Source organism: Shewanella sp. 0m-8 (genome assembly GCF_052977265.1).
Window position 1 is genome coordinate 62,676 of the sequence record NZ_JBRIMB010000001.1, and the last position, 16,833, is coordinate 79,508.

15 protein-coding genes and 4 tRNA genes are annotated in these 16,833 nt (G+C 41.3%); 13 read left to right on the forward strand and 6 right to left on the reverse strand.

Annotation, left to right across the window (positions count from 1 at the left end):
• The first annotated feature begins 76 nt into the window (after positions 1–76).
• The gene (gene rmf / locus ACVBIO_RS00260; protein ID WP_202289406.1) at positions 77–253 is read left to right on the forward strand and encodes a ribosome modulation factor; all 177 of its coding nucleotides are present in this window, start codon (positions 77–79) and stop codon (positions 251–253) included.
• Between the two features lie 120 nt (positions 254–373).
• Here rmf and fabA read toward each other — a convergent pair whose 3' ends face one another.
• Positions 374–889 (reverse strand): bifunctional 3-hydroxydecanoyl-ACP dehydratase/trans-2-decenoyl-ACP isomerase, encoded by a 516-nt coding sequence (fabA, locus tag ACVBIO_RS00265; RefSeq protein ID WP_447161317.1) that lies wholly within the window; start codon positions 887–889, stop codon positions 374–376.
• Positions 890–956: 67 nt separating this feature from the next.
• Positions 957–2,663, reverse strand: coding sequence for a S16 family serine protease (locus ACVBIO_RS00270; protein WP_447162828.1), 1,707 nt, complete (start codon positions 2,661–2,663; stop codon positions 957–959).
• A gap of 238 nt (positions 2,664–2,901) precedes the next feature.
• On the opposite strand from ACVBIO_RS00270, the gene ACVBIO_RS00275 reads away from it, so the two are divergent.
• The 11 genes from ACVBIO_RS00275 (at position 2,902) to rplY (ending at position 10,515) form a co-directional block, all read left to right on the forward strand.
• Positions 2,902–2,992, forward strand: a tRNA-Ser gene (locus tag ACVBIO_RS00275).
• Positions 2,993–3,199: 207 nt separating this feature from the next.
• Positions 3,200–3,844 carry a UvrY/SirA/GacA family response regulator transcription factor gene (uvrY, locus tag ACVBIO_RS00280; RefSeq protein ID WP_447161379.1) on the forward strand — a complete coding sequence of 215 codons (645 nt, stop codon included), beginning with the start codon at positions 3,200–3,202 and terminating at the stop codon, positions 3,842–3,844.
• 19 nt (positions 3,845–3,863) lie between these two features.
• Positions 3,864–5,693 (forward strand): excinuclease ABC subunit UvrC, encoded by a 1,830-nt coding sequence (uvrC, locus tag ACVBIO_RS00285; protein ID WP_447171739.1) that lies wholly within the window; start codon positions 3,864–3,866, stop codon positions 5,691–5,693.
• Between the two features lie 47 nt (positions 5,694–5,740).
• Positions 5,741–6,289: a CDP-diacylglycerol--glycerol-3-phosphate 3-phosphatidyltransferase gene (gene pgsA, locus ACVBIO_RS00290; RefSeq protein ID WP_447161314.1), complete on the forward strand. Its 549-nt coding sequence runs from the start codon at positions 5,741–5,743 to the stop codon at positions 6,287–6,289.
• A gap of 152 nt (positions 6,290–6,441) precedes the next feature.
• Positions 6,442–6,517: transfer RNA gene (locus ACVBIO_RS00295), tRNA-Gly, on the forward strand.
• A gap of 12 nt (positions 6,518–6,529) precedes the next feature.
• Positions 6,530–6,603 (forward strand) — tRNA-Cys (locus tag ACVBIO_RS00300).
• A 110-nt stretch (positions 6,604–6,713) separates the two neighbouring features.
• Positions 6,714–6,799: transfer RNA gene (locus ACVBIO_RS00305), tRNA-Leu, on the forward strand.
• A gap of 502 nt (positions 6,800–7,301) precedes the next feature.
• Entirely contained in the window at positions 7,302–7,871 is a 570-nt protein-coding gene (locus ACVBIO_RS00310) for a type II secretion system protein (protein WP_447161313.1), read from the forward strand.
• A 279-nt stretch (positions 7,872–8,150) separates the two neighbouring features.
• Positions 8,151–9,431 (forward strand): L,D-transpeptidase family protein, encoded by a 1,281-nt coding sequence (locus tag ACVBIO_RS00315; RefSeq protein WP_447171740.1) that lies wholly within the window; start codon positions 8,151–8,153, stop codon positions 9,429–9,431.
• A 153-nt stretch (positions 9,432–9,584) separates the two neighbouring features.
• The gene (locus ACVBIO_RS00320) at positions 9,585–10,076 is read left to right on the forward strand and encodes a DUF882 domain-containing protein (protein ID WP_447161378.1); all 492 of its coding nucleotides are present in this window, start codon (positions 9,585–9,587) and stop codon (positions 10,074–10,076) included.
• A gap of 151 nt (positions 10,077–10,227) precedes the next feature.
• The gene (rplY, locus tag ACVBIO_RS00325) at positions 10,228–10,515 is read left to right on the forward strand and encodes a 50S ribosomal protein L25 (RefSeq protein ID WP_447161311.1); all 288 of its coding nucleotides are present in this window, start codon (positions 10,228–10,230) and stop codon (positions 10,513–10,515) included.
• Between the two features lie 61 nt (positions 10,516–10,576).
• On the opposite strand, the gene ACVBIO_RS00330 is transcribed toward rplY, so the two are convergent.
• The 4 genes from ACVBIO_RS00330 to sodB form a co-directional block, all read right to left on the reverse strand.
• Entirely contained in the window at positions 10,577–12,103 is a 1,527-nt protein-coding gene (locus ACVBIO_RS00330) for a SpoVR family protein (RefSeq protein WP_447162826.1), read from the reverse strand.
• A 9-nt stretch (positions 12,104–12,112) separates the two neighbouring features.
• Positions 12,113–13,381 carry a YeaH/YhbH family protein gene (locus ACVBIO_RS00335; RefSeq protein ID WP_447169686.1) on the reverse strand — a complete coding sequence of 423 codons (1,269 nt, stop codon included), beginning with the start codon at positions 13,379–13,381 and terminating at the stop codon, positions 12,113–12,115.
• A 49-nt stretch (positions 13,382–13,430) separates the two neighbouring features.
• The gene (locus tag ACVBIO_RS00340; protein WP_447161308.1) at positions 13,431–15,365 is read right to left on the reverse strand and encodes a PrkA family serine protein kinase; all 1,935 of its coding nucleotides are present in this window, start codon (positions 15,363–15,365) and stop codon (positions 13,431–13,433) included.
• 230 nt (positions 15,366–15,595) lie between these two features.
• A complete protein-coding gene (sodB, locus tag ACVBIO_RS00345; protein ID WP_447161307.1) occupies positions 15,596–16,180 on the reverse strand; it encodes a superoxide dismutase [Fe] in 585 nt (194 codons plus the stop codon).
• A gap of 225 nt (positions 16,181–16,405) precedes the next feature.
• On the opposite strand from sodB, the gene ACVBIO_RS00350 reads away from it, so the two are divergent.
• Positions 16,406–16,747, forward strand: coding sequence for a Grx4 family monothiol glutaredoxin (locus ACVBIO_RS00350; protein ID WP_447161306.1), 342 nt, complete (start codon positions 16,406–16,408; stop codon positions 16,745–16,747).
• The last annotated feature ends 86 nt before the right edge of the window (positions 16,748–16,833 follow it).

The window sequence follows — 16,833 nt, forward strand, 5'->3', positions numbered from 1 at the left end:
TGATCTCAACTTAAAAAAGCTTTATCAATGTAGGTGAAGCGTTAGCTTCTTTTGTTATCGAAGAGAGGGTGCTTGCATGAAAAGACAGAAAAGAGATCGATTAGATAGAGCTTTTTCAAAAGGCTTTCAAGCAGGAGTAGGAGGCCGGTCGAAAGAGATATGTCCCTATTCGACGCTTGATTCTAAATCACAATGGCTTGGCGGGTGGCGTGAGGGCATTGACGGTCGGCTGAGCGGCTTATTTAATAAGTAAGACTGAGTAACCTATTCTAATAAACTTTTCACTTTAACAATTGAATGATTTAAACAATATTATGCCCTCTGTTAAAGAGGGCATTTTTCTTTTAGCAATCTAACTTGGTTTTTGAGCGAATTAGAAGCTTGTTGTATCAGTAAATATACCGACTTTAAGATCTTTAGCGCTATAAATTTCTCTACCATCAACTTCCATCGTGGCATCTGCAATACCCATAACCAACTTACGATAGACCTTACGCTTAATGGTAAGCTTATAGGTGACTTTTTTAGCGTCAGGTAGAACTTGGCCTGTAAATTTCACTTCGCCAACGCCTAAGGCTCTTCCTTTGCCTTCCGCACCTTCCCAGCCTAAGAAAAAGCCTACTAGCTGCCACATCGCATCTAAACCTAAACAGCCTGGCATAACAGGGTCGCCTGCAAAGTGGCAGTCAAAAAACCAAAGGTCTGGGTTAATATCGAGCTCTGCAATAATCTCACCTTTACTGAATTCACCACCGTCAGAGTTAATTTTTAACACTCGGTCGATCATCAGCATATTGTCTTTTGGCAGTCTCGGAGAATTAGGCCCGAATAGTTTGCCAAGTCCACAGGCAATAAGATCTTCTTTGGTAAAACTATTTGCGTTACTCATTATTTTTGATACTCCAGCAATTTGAGCTGCCAAGGTTAGCGAACACGTGTACGCTAAACAACTCCGATCAGCTAGAAAATCTTAGTTTTTCGATCAATCTTGCAAAAAGACCTTTTTCTTCTTCTTGGTAGCCCGCCAAGCTTTCTAAGCGAGATTGCACTAATCCATAGATTGAATCGTCTGGAAACTGATTATCTTCATCAGCATTACCAGCCTGCGTCTGCATTAAGATCTCCACAGCCTCATCAATATGCTTTACTTGGTATAAGGTGAACTTACCCGCAGTAATGGCTTCAACAACATCGTGATGTAGATTCAGTTGTTGCATATTAGAGCTAGGGATAATCACGCCTTGTTGGCCAGTGAGCCCTCGACGTTTACATAGTTTAAAAAAGCCCTCAATTTTTTCGTTAACACCGCCGATGGCCTGTACATTACCAAATTGATCGATGGCACCGGTAGCGGCTAAACTTTGTTTAATTGGCTTTTCTGAAATAGCTGAAATTAAACTGCAATATTCAGCAAGAGAGGCACTGTCACCATCAATCTCCTGATAAGATTGTTCAAATACGATATTAGCATTGAGGTGGAGTGGGGCATCTTTACCAAAGATCCGGTACAGACATGCCGACAGGATCATCATACCTTTGGCATGAATATTACCGCCCAATTCAGACTTACGCTCAATATCGGCCACTTCACCATCACCGTAATGAACAGAAGCTGTGATTCTGGCTGGCTCACCGTAACTGAATTCTGCGTTTTCAATTACGGTCAACCCGTTAATTTGGCCTACGATTTCATCTTGAGTGGGTAGGTTAATAAATAGGTCATCAAAGTTTTGTGCAGAAAGTTGTTCAGATGCATTATGACGTTGGTTAATCATGGTAATACTGTGCAGTAATACCTGCTCTGAGATCTCATAATCTTGAGCATAGGCTTTGGCTTGAGCCAACAAGTGTTCAATATTGACAGCCATTAGACTAAGGCGCTGCTGATGGTCGGCAAGTTTTGCACTGTATTGCAGTAATAACAGTAAAGCAGAGCGAGTCAAACTGACATTAAGATTATTAAATATACTCGCTAACCAATGGCAGTACTCTAATGCTGAATGCTCAGTGAGATCTACCTCATTGATTAACTCCCCAAGAAGTGGGAAGTGCCTTGAAAAGCTAGGTTCACCTAACCAACAGCTACCATATTGATGGCTGGACCCAATCAGGATGATTTTGCAGTTTAATGCTAGAGCAGGTAACTGCGAGTGGACTTGATAAGTCTGTTTATCGAGGATCTCAAGCAATAGGTCCCACAAATTCTCCCTCTTCCAAAGGGAGTCCGCACAGATAAACAGATAATGACAGCTGGCAAGTAAGCCAGCTTCATAAGTTTGTGATTCACTATGGTAGCGACCGACTAAATCGACTTTACGTATTGAACCGGACAGATACTGATACTCGTGAGTCTTAGTCGCAAGGCGATTGTCGCTATGTTCATCATGCTCAACCCAAGCTGTAACTTTATCATCAAGTACTAAGCTAAGGGGAGGGAACTGGCCTTGTTCTTTTACTAAGGCATCGATAATCCGCTTTCGATTGCAACCAAAATAATCAGCTAAAAACATGTGCTGATTATCGGTTACAGTAAGTAGTCGAAATGCATCGAGACTGCGTTCTTGACCTAGAAGATCGGCCTTTGGGCTGGAGGTGAACGCCTGTTCAGCTGGAAGGTTGAAACTGGGAACAAGAGCAGAAGCAGGAATGACGTTTGAGTTCATAAAAGTATATGTCTATTTTTAGTAGGGTGATACTAGCACATTTTTCGACAGGCTTTGACAGTTAACGATTTGCCAGTGTGTTTAAGACAAGGGTTAACTTTCTCTAGGCTCATTTAAGCTGCCCAGATAACGGTTCTTATCTGTCGTCCAATAGTTAAGCGGTAGAGCGGGTTGAGTCGCTATTTTGTTGGAAATGGGTTTACAAGATTACCGGAAACGAATAATATCTACTTCGTTCGGAGAGATGGCAGAGTGGTCGAATGCACCGGTCTTGAAAACCGGCATGGGTTTATAGCCCATCTAGGGTTCAAATCCCTATCTCTCCGCCACATTTAGAAAAGGCAGCCTTATGGCTGCCTTTTTGCTTTTTAAATTAAGTCATTGTTATTTGGTGATATTTTCTGTGACTATCTCTATAGGATTAGAGAGATTTTACTTTCTATATGCAGTTAGATGCGATAAATTAACCTTTATAACATTATTGACTTGAATCTTTTTACATGGATTTAAATCAAGCATCTAAAGGTAAGACGGCTTTGATTTCTGTATATTTAGTTGATGACCATGAATTAGTGAGAACGGGTATTAGACGGATCCTCGAAGATGAACGAGGCATTAAAGTCGTGGGTGAGGCTGGTGATGGCGAAACCGCAGTCCAGTGGTGTCGAAAAAACGAAGCCGACGTGATTTTGATGGATATGAATATGCCGGGTATTGGTGGGTTAGAAGCAACTCGCAAAATTCTTCGCTTTCAATCCCATGCTAAGATAATCGTACTTACTATTCATACAGAAGACCCTTTTCCTACAAAAGTGATGCAAGCAGGTGCTTCTGGCTATTTAACAAAAGGGGCGACTTCACCAGAGGTTCTACAAGCCATTAGACAGGTTGCTCATGGGCAAAGGTATTTGTCACCAGAAATCGCACAGCAGATGGCACTGAGTCAGTTTAACCAATCTGAAGAGAACCCTTTTAAGTCTTTATCAGAAAGAGAGCTGCAAATAATGCTGATGATCACCAATGGTGAAAAGGTGAGTGAGATCTCAGAGCAGTTAAACCTTAGCCCCAAAACGGTCAATAGCTACCGATACCGCTTGTTTGCCAAGTTAGGTATTGGGGGAGATGTAGAGCTGACTCGTTTAGCTATTCGATATAAAATGTTGGATACAGGACAATTTTAAATAACTGGCTTACAAATTTATGCCTGAAGCGTTTAATGCAAATGAGTTTTTAAAAACAGTGACATCATCACCCGGTGTTTATCGGATGTATGACGCCAAAGCTGTTGTGATTTATGTGGGGAAGGCCAAAGACTTAAAAAAGCGGCTTTCCTCCTATTTTCGCAAAAACCTCGCCAATGTGAAAACCCAAGCTTTAGTGTCACATATCGCTAATATTGACGTGACGCTGACACACAGTGAAACTGATGCGTTAATTTTAGAAAATGACTATATCAAGCAGTACATGCCTAAATACAATGTATTGCTACGAGATGATAAATCCTATCCATACATTTTACTCAGTAATCATAAGCATCCACGCTTAGCGTATCACCGTGGTCCCAAACGAGATAAAGGTTTGTACTTTGGGCCTTATCCCAATGGTGGCGCGGTGCGAGAAAGCTTGCACTTAATGCAGAAACTCTTTCCCATAAGGCAATGCGATGACCTCTATTACAAGTCACGTTCACGTCCATGTTTGCAATATCAAATAGGTCGTTGTAGTGCGCCTTGTGTAGGTAAGGTGTCTGCTGAGGATTATCAAGAGCAGGTGCGGTTGGCAACCTTATTTTTAAAAGGTAAAGATCACCAAGTTATGTCTGTTCTGGTGGGTAAAATGGAGCAAGCGGCCAGTGATATGCGCTATGAGCAGGCGGCACTCTTTAGAGATCAAATTACCGCATTAAGACGGGTGTCAGAGCAGCAAGAGGTGTCGAATGCCACTGGTGATATGGATGTTATCGGCGCTTACTATGCATCCGGCGTAGCGTGTTTTCATCTGTTATTTATTCGGGAAGGAAAAATATTTGGCAGCCGCAGTTATTATCCGAAAGTACCTGTTGATACGGAAGTCTCAGAAGTTTTACGCTCGTTTATGCTGCAGTTCTACCTAAACTCGGATAGCCAACGCATAACACCGAAAGAAATTTTGATCAGCAATGCTTTCGAAGAACAAGCAGAATTGGCCGAGGCGATAGAGGCCGCGCAACATAAGAAAGTGGAAATAAAGACTCAGGTTCGTGGTGAAAGAGCCAGTTTCTTACGCCTAGCACTCACTAATGCGACTAATGCAGTCAATACTCGCTTATCCCATAAAAACACGGTAGAGCAACGTTTCTTATTGTTAGAAGAAGCAATTGAGTCGACCAATAAAATCCAGCGAATGGAATGTTTCGATATTAGCCATACTATGGGAGAGAGCACGGTAGCATCTTGTGTGGTGTTTAATCGAGAGGGACCAAGCAAGGCTGATTATCGGCGCTATAATATCTCTGGTATCACCCCTGGTGATGATTATGCTGCGATGAAGCAAGCTATTAGTCGTCGTTTTGACAAAATCAGTAGCAGCGGGAAAATTCCCGATATTCTGTTTATCGACGGTGGTATAGGGCAGTTGCGGATTGCTCAAAAAATCGTAGATGAAAAGTTTGTGGCACTGGACAATGCCCCAACGTTAATTGGTGTCGCTAAAGGCGAAGGACGAAAGCCAGGTTTAGAAACATTAATCTATGGCGAGAATGAGGAGTCATTCACTTTACCAGCAGATTCTGGCGCGTTACACCTAATCCAACACATTCGTGATGAGTCCCATCGCTTTGCGATCACAGGGCATCGTAATAAAAGACAAAAAACGCGTAACACTTCAACGTTAGAGTCCATCGCTGGCGTTGGTCCTAAGAGACGTAAAGCTTTGTTGCAATATTTAGGTGGTTTGCAAGAAGTGAAAGGCGCAAGTGTGTCTGAATTGGTAAAAGTTCCCGGTATTAGCTTAGAAATGGCACAAACGATACATGATTCATTGCGAGGGTAACAAAATTAAGGCAAGATTGGCGCTGCTTTTGAATATTAGGTTCTACAATGCCGTTTAACATTCCTATTGCGTTAACACTTTTCAGGTTAGCTCTGCTTCCTGTTTTTGTTGTACTTTTTTATATACCAGAACCCTGGTCTCCTTTTGCCGCTGCATTTGTCTTTTGGCTCGCAGCAGTGACTGACGCACTAGATGGTTACGCTGCGCGAAAGTTGAAGCAATCGACTCGTTTTGGCGCTTTTCTTGATCCCGTTGCCGATAAAATCATGGTAACAACGGCGTTAGTCTTACTTATTTCCGAATACAGCAATATTTGGTTAACATTACCGGCTTTATTTATGATTGGCCGCGAAATAGTCATTTCAGCATTGCGTGAATGGATGGCTGAGATAGGTAAACGAGGTGCAGTTGCCGTTTCTTGGATTGGCAAGTATAAAACCGCTGCTCAAATGGCGGCCATTACCGGTTTAATTTGGCAGCCAAACGAGTTGATAACTTATGCAGCTTTCGGCTTGTTCTATATTGCAGCTGTACTGACATTTTGGTCAATGGTAAGTTATATTTTGGCCGCTTGGGCCGATTTAACTGCGGAATAGCTCGTTAAAGGGACAATGAGATCAATAAGTGGGCAAACAGTCATTTATCGATAAATATAGCGTTGACTCTTGGTATTTTATCGGTAGAATGCCATTCCGTAGTCAAGGGGAAGCGAACTAAGCAAGAACTTGAATACAGTTTAAATTGAAAAGCGACATTAGCTCAGTTGGTAGAGCGATACCTTGCCAAGGTATAGGTCATCGGTTCGAACCCGATATGTCGCTCCAATTTAAAGTTATGGCGCGATGGCAGAATGGCTATGCTGCGGATTGCAAATCCGTCGATCTCGGTTCGACTCCGGGTCGCGCCTCCATAACTTTTTATAGTTATAAAGAACAAGAGTTTGGTGAGTTTGACACTTAATCATTAAGAAGTCAGGCAGTATTGATACCGACAATACGTATCGTCAAAGTCAAAGAGTTTGCCCGTGTGGTGGAATCGGTAGACACAAGGGATTTAAAATCCCTCGCTGAATAAGCGTGCCAGTTCAAGTCTGGCCACGGGTACCAAATAATTCTCTACGGAGAGTTGCAGATAAGCCTCGACAATGTCGGGGCTTTTTTGTATTTCAAATTAAGCCCAGAATAAGCGTGCCACTCATTTGATAAAACAGGCCTGGCCACGGGTACCAAATAATTCTCTACGGAGAGTTGAAGATAAGCCTCGACAATGTCGGGGCTTTTTTGTACCTAAAATTTAGCTCGTTAAATAATGGTATACCTTAAAATCCAGACGCCCTCACTGAATAAACGTGTCACTCTTTTTGATAAAAGCGAGTCTGGCACGGGGACTGTCTTCATCAAGTCATCAACAGAGAAAGCTAACACATTAGAAGCTGGGTTTGTTTTTGTACCGTTTTCATGCGAGTGTTATGTTGCTAAAATCACATAGAATGACCTACTTTGAAATGACTTAATCTCATGTAGGTTAATCTGAAATGAGTTAATTACACGCTATATGGTGGTGTTTACTCGTTAAATTCTCGTCCATCTTAATGCCGTGGAGTGTGTTATGAAAGTAATGGCTAAAGGTTTTACCCTAATTGAACTTGTCGTTGTGATCATTGTTTTAGGGATATTAGCAGTTGTAGCAGCGCCAAGGTTTATCAATTTGACTCAGGATGCTCACGATGCATCAATCAAGAGTGCATTTGCTAGTTTTACCACGGGGGTGAAGCTCTATCATAGCTGTTGGCTCACTTCAGGTAAAAGCGGTTATCAAATGAATTTAGCTTGTTATGGTGATGGAACTCTAGATTCTTCTGTTACTGGTTATCCTTTAGGCACAGATACTTCTACCAGTAAAAACGGTACACTTTTAAACGGTGATAATTGCAAAGAAATTTGGCAGGGCTTGCTTGATAATGATGAATATACATTAGAAAGCCACATCAACAATACCTTTGATAAAGGCGATGATATTATTTACTGGTACTCTGGTGGGCCTATGACTGATGCTAATACTTACTGCTACTACAACTATATTGCAGATGATCGCTCTAAAGGTGCTGAGAACTGGGAATTGAAATACTATCCAGCAACAGGAAAGACCGAAGTTGGTCGAAGTGCTTTGAGTATTTAATCAGCTTACATATTCTTTAAAAGTTAATAAAATCAAGCTCCTTTATATATGGGGCTTTTTATTTTTTGTCAGATAGAAAATTTGCTTACTTATATACTGCCTAACGTCATATACAAAACATAATTGTTTGCCATACTTGAAATAGAGATATTGAAAGGGGGCTTGATGCGCTTTTGTAGTTATTTATGCTGTTTTACCTTGTATTGCGTCACCTTTGTTAGCGTTGCTGATGAGCGACTCATGCGGGCTCAAAACATGCTGTATCAGCAAGTGTCTTTAATGGCATTAGTCGGCAGTGAAAGCAAGTTTGACCAATATAAACAACTACTTTCTCAACCTGACCTTTCTCAATCCGAGTTGCAACCGATTGAGCATGAGGTTGCGCAATTTTGGTTGACGCGGCATATTCCCATTCGCAATTCCTCAGCAAATCAATTCGAAGATCCATTCATGAGGGCTATGGCATTAGAGCCAGAGCTCAATGGTTACCTTGAGATTCAAAACAGAATTCGTCATTTACAGTGGTTAGCGCAGCAGGGCTGGTGGCAACCGATAATCATCGACGAGCTGATCCGCCCAGGAAAAAAGCACCCGAGTATTCCAACTATCGCTAAACGTTTGTGGTTACTCGGGGACGCAGAGGGCTCTGCAACAACATCTACTATGCTTGATGAAGAGCTAGCATTGGTTATAAAACGATTTCAACGAAGGCATGGTTTACAACCAGACGGCATTATTGGCCCGGAAACAATGAAATGGATAAATGTTCAACCCAATGAAAGGGCGAGGATGTTAGCTAGCAATTTTGTGTTGAAGGCTGAATTTATGGCTCAGCGAGATGAGCGCTTTTTAGTTATTAATATACCTGCATTTGAAATGGCTTTGTTTAATAAAGGTAAAGTTGAACTGGAGTCCAGAGTCATCGTCGGTAAACCTTATAGAGCAACGCCCTTACTAAGCGGCGCAATATCAAATGTTGTGATCAATCCAAGTTGGCGAGTACCGAAAAATATTCTTTATAAGGACTTATTACCGCAAGTGAGGTTAGATGGTAATTACATCACAAACAGAAATTTTGATGTATTTGACCGTAATAATAATTTAGTTGTAAGGACTGCTCAGCAATGGAGTGACTTAGCTAGAGGTCCATTCCCGTATCGATTTGTACAGCGTCCGGGCAATAATAATACATTAGGTCGTTATAAATTCTACTTTCCCAATGATTTTAGTATCTTTCTTCATGACACATCAGATCCCAAGCTATTTGAGCGTAGCAATCGTGCTCTATCGTCAGGGTGTATACGTGTGGAAAATGTGGAGGGGCTTGCTAATTGGATGGCTGCTCATTTAATAAAGGATAAGCAGACTTGGGTTGATAGGCATGCAGAGAGAACGCGAACGCAGTGGTTTGCGCTAAATTCGACATTAAATGTTCATTTAGTGTATTGGACCGCTTGGATCGACGATGACAATCAAGCCCAGTTTAGAAATGACATCTACCATTTACAAACTTCAAATACCCTTGCGGGCAGTGCCACTGCTGAAATCAAAGACTTATAAAACAGTTTTAACTAATTTACCCTGATTACTTGCTTTCTTCAATTCTTCGGGTTAATTTGCCTGCCAGTTGTTGGAAAAGTAATCGATGGTGAAAGTGTGTCAGTAGTATGTTCCTCTCGTAGACAGTTATTATTGGGTTTAGGTGGTGTTGCAATGTTTTCAATGTTGCCATCTAAAGCTCACGCAAGTCGTTCAACTAAAGGCGTTAGAAATTTAGGTTTTTATAACCGCCATACAGGTGAACGCGGGCAGGGAAGCTACTGGATAGATGGTGATTATCAAAACGAAATATTGACAGACTTCAGTCAAGTTCTTCGTGATCATCGTCAAAATGAAGCTGCGCCAATGGATAAGCGCTTATTTGATTTTGCTTATCAATTGAGAGAGTCACTTAGTTTTGAAGATGAATTACACGTAATATCAGGCTATCGTTCGCCAAAAACGAATGCCATGTTAGCGAAAAGAAGCAATGGTGTAGCGAAAAAGAGCTACCATATGAAAGGTATGGCACTCGATCTTGCTTTGCCCGGCGTAAAGTTGGCTGATATACGCGAGGCTGCTATTGAGCTTAAGCTTGGCGGCGTGGGTTACTACCCAAGTTCAGGCTTTGTCCATATTGATACGGGCCCCGTAAGACACTGGTAAGGTCGCTTTAGCGTGGTGAAAGAATACGGGCATTATCATCTTTGTTAAACGGGATATTCTATGGTAGAATCCGCCCCGCGTTTAGCAGGTCATGGTTGGTCGAAAATCATAACCTTAAATTTTATGTTATTTTTTATTAAGTGAGTTAAATATGTCTTACACTATCGCTGCACAAGTTCGTACTGAAATCGGGAAAGGTTCGAGCCGCCGCCTACGTCACGCGAACAAAGTACCTGCTGTTATCTATGGTCCAGGTAAAGAGCCTATCTCTATTGTTTTTGATCACAAAGATATCATCAACATTCAAGAGAACCAAGATTTCTACACTTCTGAGCTAACTATCGCTCTAGAAGGTAAAGATGTTAAAGTTCGCGTTCAAGACATGCAACGCCACGCGTTCAAGCCAATGATTGAACACGTTGACTTCAAATTCGCTTAAGTTTTAAGTTGATTTGATAAAAGCGCCTGATTAGGCGCTTTTTTTATACCTGCAGCTAGGCTTAGCTTTTTTGTTCCTCAAGGACTTCAGGGCAGGCTGCGATGATAGTCGTTTTACTCTCATCGTTATATTGCTCGAGTTTTACATCAAAGCCCCAAAGGCGGTGGAGGTGTTTAACGACTTCTTGGCAAGTGCCTGCTAGCGGGATCCTAGCGCTTGGGATATATCTCAACGTTAAAGATCTATCCCCAGTCACTTCAACTTTTTGAACTTGAATATTAGGTTCCAGATTGGACAAGTTATATTGTTGAGATAGTTTGTGCCTGATCTCTTTATAGCCCTCTTCATCGTGAATAGCTGAAACACTGATATGATTTTTCCTATCATCGTCTAATATAGAAAATAACTTGAATTGCCTAATAATATTTGGCGATAAGTATTGACTGATAAAGCTCTCATCCTTGAAGTTTTCCATTGCAAAATGCAGCGTGGTTAACCAATCACTTCCAGCAATTTCCGGGAACCACTGTCTATCTTCATCTGTTGGGTTTTCACAGATCCGTCTAATGTCGACAAACATATTAAAGCCTAGTGCATAGGGGTTGATCCCGCTGTAATGAGGGCTGTTGTAGCTAGGCTGTGCGACAACGTTAGTGTGGCTTTGTAAAAACTCCAACATGAAACGGTCTGTTACCAGTCCATCGTCATATAGGTGATTGAGAATGGTATAGTGCCAAAAAGTGGCCCAGCCTTCATTCATGACTTGCGTCTGTTTTTGAGGGTAGAAGTACTGGCCCATTTTTCTGACGATACGCACTATTTCCCGTTGCCAAGGCTCAAGCAGAGGCGCATTTTTCTCTATAAAATAGAGTATATTTTCCTGCGGCTCAGCAGGGAAGCAAGCTTGCTTCTCTTCTGCTTCTTCTTGCGGAAGTTCGGGTATGGTTCGCCATAGTTCATTGACTTGGCTTTGTAGGTAAGCTTCTCTGTCTTTTTGGCGAATCTTTTCTTCCCTGAATGAGATTTCACTAGGGCGCTTATACCTGTCGACACCGTAACTCATGAGTGCATGGCAAGAGTCGATGATACTTTCGACCTTTTCAATGCCATAGAGCTCTTCGCATTCGCTAATGTAATTTCTAGCAAACACTAAGTAATCAATGATCGAACTTGCATCGGTCCAGGTTTTAAAAAGGTAATTACCTTTAAAAAAACTATTATGGCCAAAACTCGCATGTGCCATCACCAGCGCTTGCATAGTGATGGTATTCTCTTCCATTAGATAGGCGATACATGGATCTGAATTGATAACAATTTCGTAGGCGAGCCCCATTTGGCCACGTTTATAACCTTGCTCGGTCTCTATAAAGCGTTTACCAAATGACCAGTGTGTGTAACCAATAGGCATACCAATACCGGCATAGGCATCCATCATCTGCTCAGCAGTAATAACTTCAATCTGATTTGGGTATGCATCTAAACGATAAATACCCGCTACTCGTTCAATTTCGGTAAGGTAAGTCTGTAACAGATCAAAGTTCCAATCTGGTCCATCATCCATTGGTGTTCTTTTATTTGGACTATCCATAAACGCCCCCTAAACAGCCTGTTTCTTAAATAACTCTCTAAAAACGGGATAAATGTCTTCTGCCTGTTTTATGTGTTGTACTGCAATATTGGCATGAGACTTTTTAAGATCTTCATATTCGCGCCACAGTGTTTGATGGGCGCGGTTAGTGATCTCTATATAGCTAAAGTATCTAACAACAGGTAGTAACTTCTTCTCTAAGAGTTCATGGCATGAAGGGGAATCATCGGCCCAATTATCCCCGTCAGATGCCTGAGCTGCGTAAATATTCCATTCATTTTCTGGATAACGCTTCTGTTGAATTTCATGCATAAGTTTAAGTGCACTCGATACAATCGTTCCGCCGGTTTCTTGAGAGTAGAAGAACTCGTGCTCATCAACTTCTTTTGCTTGGGTATGGTGACGTATGTATACCACTTCTAAGTTTTTGTAGGTACGGGTGAGAAAAAGGTAAAGTAGAATATAAAAGCGTTTTGCCATGTCTTTGGTTGCTTGATCCATTGACCCAGACACGTCCATTAAGCAAAACATTACCGCTTGGCTTGAAGGCACTTCACGTTTGGCATAGTTGTTGTAACGTAAATCAAAAGTATCAATAAAAGGTACTTTCTTTATACGTTCTTTTAAGTCTTTAATTTCACACTTTAGAGCTAAAATTCGTTCAGCTTCAGAGCCTGGCGTATTTTCCAATTCATTAAGCTCTTGTTCTAGAAGTTTCAATTTAGATCTTTTCGTTGACGTCATTGCGGTTCTTCGTGCAAGTGATGAACGAAGAGATCGTACAATATTGATATTTGCGGGCACGCCATCATTAGTAAAGCCTGCTCTGTAAACTTGGTACTCTACTAATTTATTTAAGCGGTTATTTTGAAGATTAGGTAACTCAAGATCTTCAAACAACAATTCTAAATACTCATCTTTTGAAATTTGAAATACAAAGTCATCTTCACCTTCACCAGAGTCAGATGCTTCTCCAGGACCTGCACCTTGCCCCGGTCCTGAAGGTGGTCGCTCAATTTGATCACCCTTGGCAAACTTGTCATTTCCTGGATGGACTCGTTCTCGAACGCCGCCATTACCCTGATGAAAAGTGGGTTCACTAATGTCTCGGGTCGGAATACTAATTTTCTCGCCCTTATCAACATCGGTAACGCTACGATGAGTCACGGCGTCGCTTACCGCCTTTTTAATCTGTTTCTTATATCGATTAATAAAGCGCTGTCGATTAACAGTGCTTTTCCCTTTAGCATTGAGTCTTCTATCAATGAAACTTGTCATGCGCACCTCCTAGCCTATTAGAAGGGGAGTAAACTCCCCTTAGGGCTTATTAAGAAGACTTTCTAACTCTTAAATACCATTCTGAGAGTAGTCTTACTTGTTTTTGGGTGTAGCCTTTTTCCATCATTCGATTCACAAAGTCATCGTGCTTACGTTGATCATCAGTAGAGGTTTTGCCATTGAAAGAAATGACGGGTAACAGATCTTCAGTATTTGAGAACATCTTTTTCTCGATGACCGTTCTGAGCTTTTCATAACTTGTCCATAATGGGTTAGTGCCTTCATTATTGGCCCTAGCACGCAGGACAAAGTTAACGATCTCATTTCTGAAATCTTTAGGGTTGCTAATTCCTGCTGGTTTTTCTATTTTTTCAAGCTCTGAGTTTAGCGCTGCTCTATCGAATAATTGACCGGTTTCAGGGTCGCGGTACTCTTGGTCTTGGATCCAAAAATCTGCATAAGTCACGTATCTGTCGAAGATATTTTGACCATATTCTGAGTAGGACTCTAAATAAGCCGTTTGGATCTCTTTGCCGATAAATTCCACATATTTAGGGATGAGATAACCTTTTAGAAACTCTAAATAACGCTCAGCAGTTTCTGATGGAAATTGCTCCTGCTCTATTTGTCGCTCTAATACATAAAACAGATGCACTGGGTTTGCGGCAATTTCGGTATGATCGAAGTTAAACACCCTAGAGAGGATTTTAAAGGCAAAGCGCGTTGATAGACCTTGCATCCCTTCGTCTACACCTGCGTAATCGCGGTACTCTTGATAGGATTTAGCTTTAGGATCGGTGTCTTTTAGACTTTCACCGTCATAAACCCGCATTTTTGAATAGATTGATGAGTTCTCAGGTGCAATTACACGTGAAAGAACACTAAATTGTGCGAGGGTTTCTAGTGTACCAGGTGCACAAGGGGTGTTAGCCAGTTCTGAATTGGACAACAGCTTTTGGTAAATCCGTACCTCTTCTGTCATTCTGAGGCAATAAGGTACTTTAACAATATAGACCCTGTCTAAAAACGCTTCGTTGGTCTTGTTGTTTCTAAAGGTTGTCCACTCAGATTCATTCGAGTGAGCCAGAATAATGCCACTAAAAGGTAGGGCTGATAACCCTTCTGTTCCGTTGTAGTTACCTTCCTGTGTCGCCGTCAGTAATGGGTGAAGCACCTTGATGGGGGCTTTGAACATCTCTACAAACTCCATCATACCTTGGTTCGCTCGACATAATGCGCCGGAATATGAGTAGGCATCGGCATCATGTTGAGCAAAGTGTTCTAACTGTCGAATATCGACCTTACCAACTAATGATGAAATATCTTGGTTGTTCTCATCGCCGGGTTCCGTTTTAGCAATGGCGAGTTGATCTAGGATAGAAGGGTAGACCTTAACCACCTTAAATTTGGATATATCACCACCAAAGTCATGTAAGCGCTTGACGGCCCAAGGAGACATGATTGTTTTTAAATACCGATCGGGAATGCCGTACTCTTCTTTTAACAGCTTTCCATCTTCATCAAGATTAAATAAACTAAATGGGTGATCATTAACAGGACTGCGCACGCCATCGGCAGTCAGTACATATATAGGTACATCTTGCATTAAAGCTTTAAGTTTTTCGGCAAGTGAAGATTTACCACCCCCTACTGGTCCAAGTAAGTAAAGGATCTGTTTTGACTCCTCAAGACCTTGAGCCGAGTGTTTTAAATAAGCAACGATCTGCTCAATCGCTTCCTCCATACCGTAAAAATCTTTAAATGCTGGATAACGAGAAATAAGTCGATTGGAAAATAGTCGACTAAGTATGGGATCTTTAGATGTGTCTACGAATTCTGGCTCTCCAATAGCCATTAATAAGCGCTCTGCAGCAGATGCATATGCACTTCTATCATTTTTACAAATGGTTAAAAAGTCTTCTAATGAATATTCTTCATCAAGCTTTCTCTCATAGCGCTGTTGGTAATGCTCAAATATACTCATAACCGGCCCCCTGAAACGCACAAATGGTAAGTTTAGAGGCTAATTAATTTGGCCCCCTATCTTTAATGTTAGACGTTAAATGTGAGCCGTGTAGTAAAAAAGTAAATAAAAACAATAAGAAATAGTTGCATTTGCAATAGTTGCACTTGAGATAAAGCAAGCAGGGGATGTAAATACACAATAAAAAAGGAGCCTAAAGGCTCCTCTTTATTATCTGAGAAATTAAATGATTAACCAGCGAAGTTTGCGTTAACAAATTCCCAGTTAACAAGTTCCCAAAAATGCGCTAAATAGTCAGGGCGCACGTTACGGTAGTCGATGTAGTAAGCATGTTCCCATACATCAACAGTCATAATTGGAGTTACACCTTCATCTGTAAGAGGTGTCGCTGCGTTGCTTGTGTTAACAATAGCAACAGTGCCGTCAGCGTTCTTTACTAGCCAAGTCCAAGCGCTACCGAAGTTGTTGACTGCAGAATCAGTAAACTGTGCTTTAAATGCTTCAAATGAGCCGAAAGCCGCTACGATTGCATCTGCAACTGGACCGGTTGCTTCACCACCGCCATTTGGAGATAGACAGTTCCAGTAGAAAGTGTGGTTCCAGATTTGAGCTGCGTTATTAAAGATACCACCAGTAGAGGTCTTAATGATCTCTTCTAGGCTCTTTTGCTCAAGGTCAGTACCTTCAACTAAACCGTTAAGCTTAACAACATAAGTGTTGTGGTGCTTACCGTAGTGGTAGTTAATGGTCTCTTCTGAGATATGTGGCTCAAGTGCGTTTTTTGCGTAAGGTAATGCTGGTAATTCAAAAGCCATTAGTTTTCTCCGTTAACTTCTAGTTTGTTATTTGTGCGTTCTTGCTCACTGCGGAACATTTTACCTAATAAACTTGTGAAGTGTATCATTGTTTATTCAAATTGAGCGATTATCTTAATCGTTTATTTCTATTAGTTATTGTCCCTATTAAAAGTAGGTTTTTGTTCTGCCAAAGACTGGCGTACAATGTCGAGATTGTAATGAAGTTCTAATCAGGAAAGAAAAATGGAAACAGTAGAAAAGATCAAGCAGCAAATCGCCGAAAATCCAATTATTGTATATATGAAGGGTTCACCAAAGTTACCAAGCTGCGGTTTCTCTTCTCAAGTTGCTCAAATCATGATTAATTGTGAAGAGCAATTTGCATTTGTTGATATCCTCCAGCATCCAGATATCCGTGCTGAACTACCAAAATATGCTAACTGGCCTACTTTCCCTCAGCTTTGGATTGAAGGCGAGCTAATTGGTGGTTGTGACATTCTGACTGAAATGTTCCAAAAAGGTGAGCTACAAACGCTTATTAAAGAAACTGCTGCTAAATATAAAACAGAAGACGATCAAGCTTAACTTTGATTATGTCTGTAAAAAGCCCCTAACGATGTGAGTCGTTAGGGGCTTTTTTATGGCCTAAACGTATATGAGCAAACGTCTAG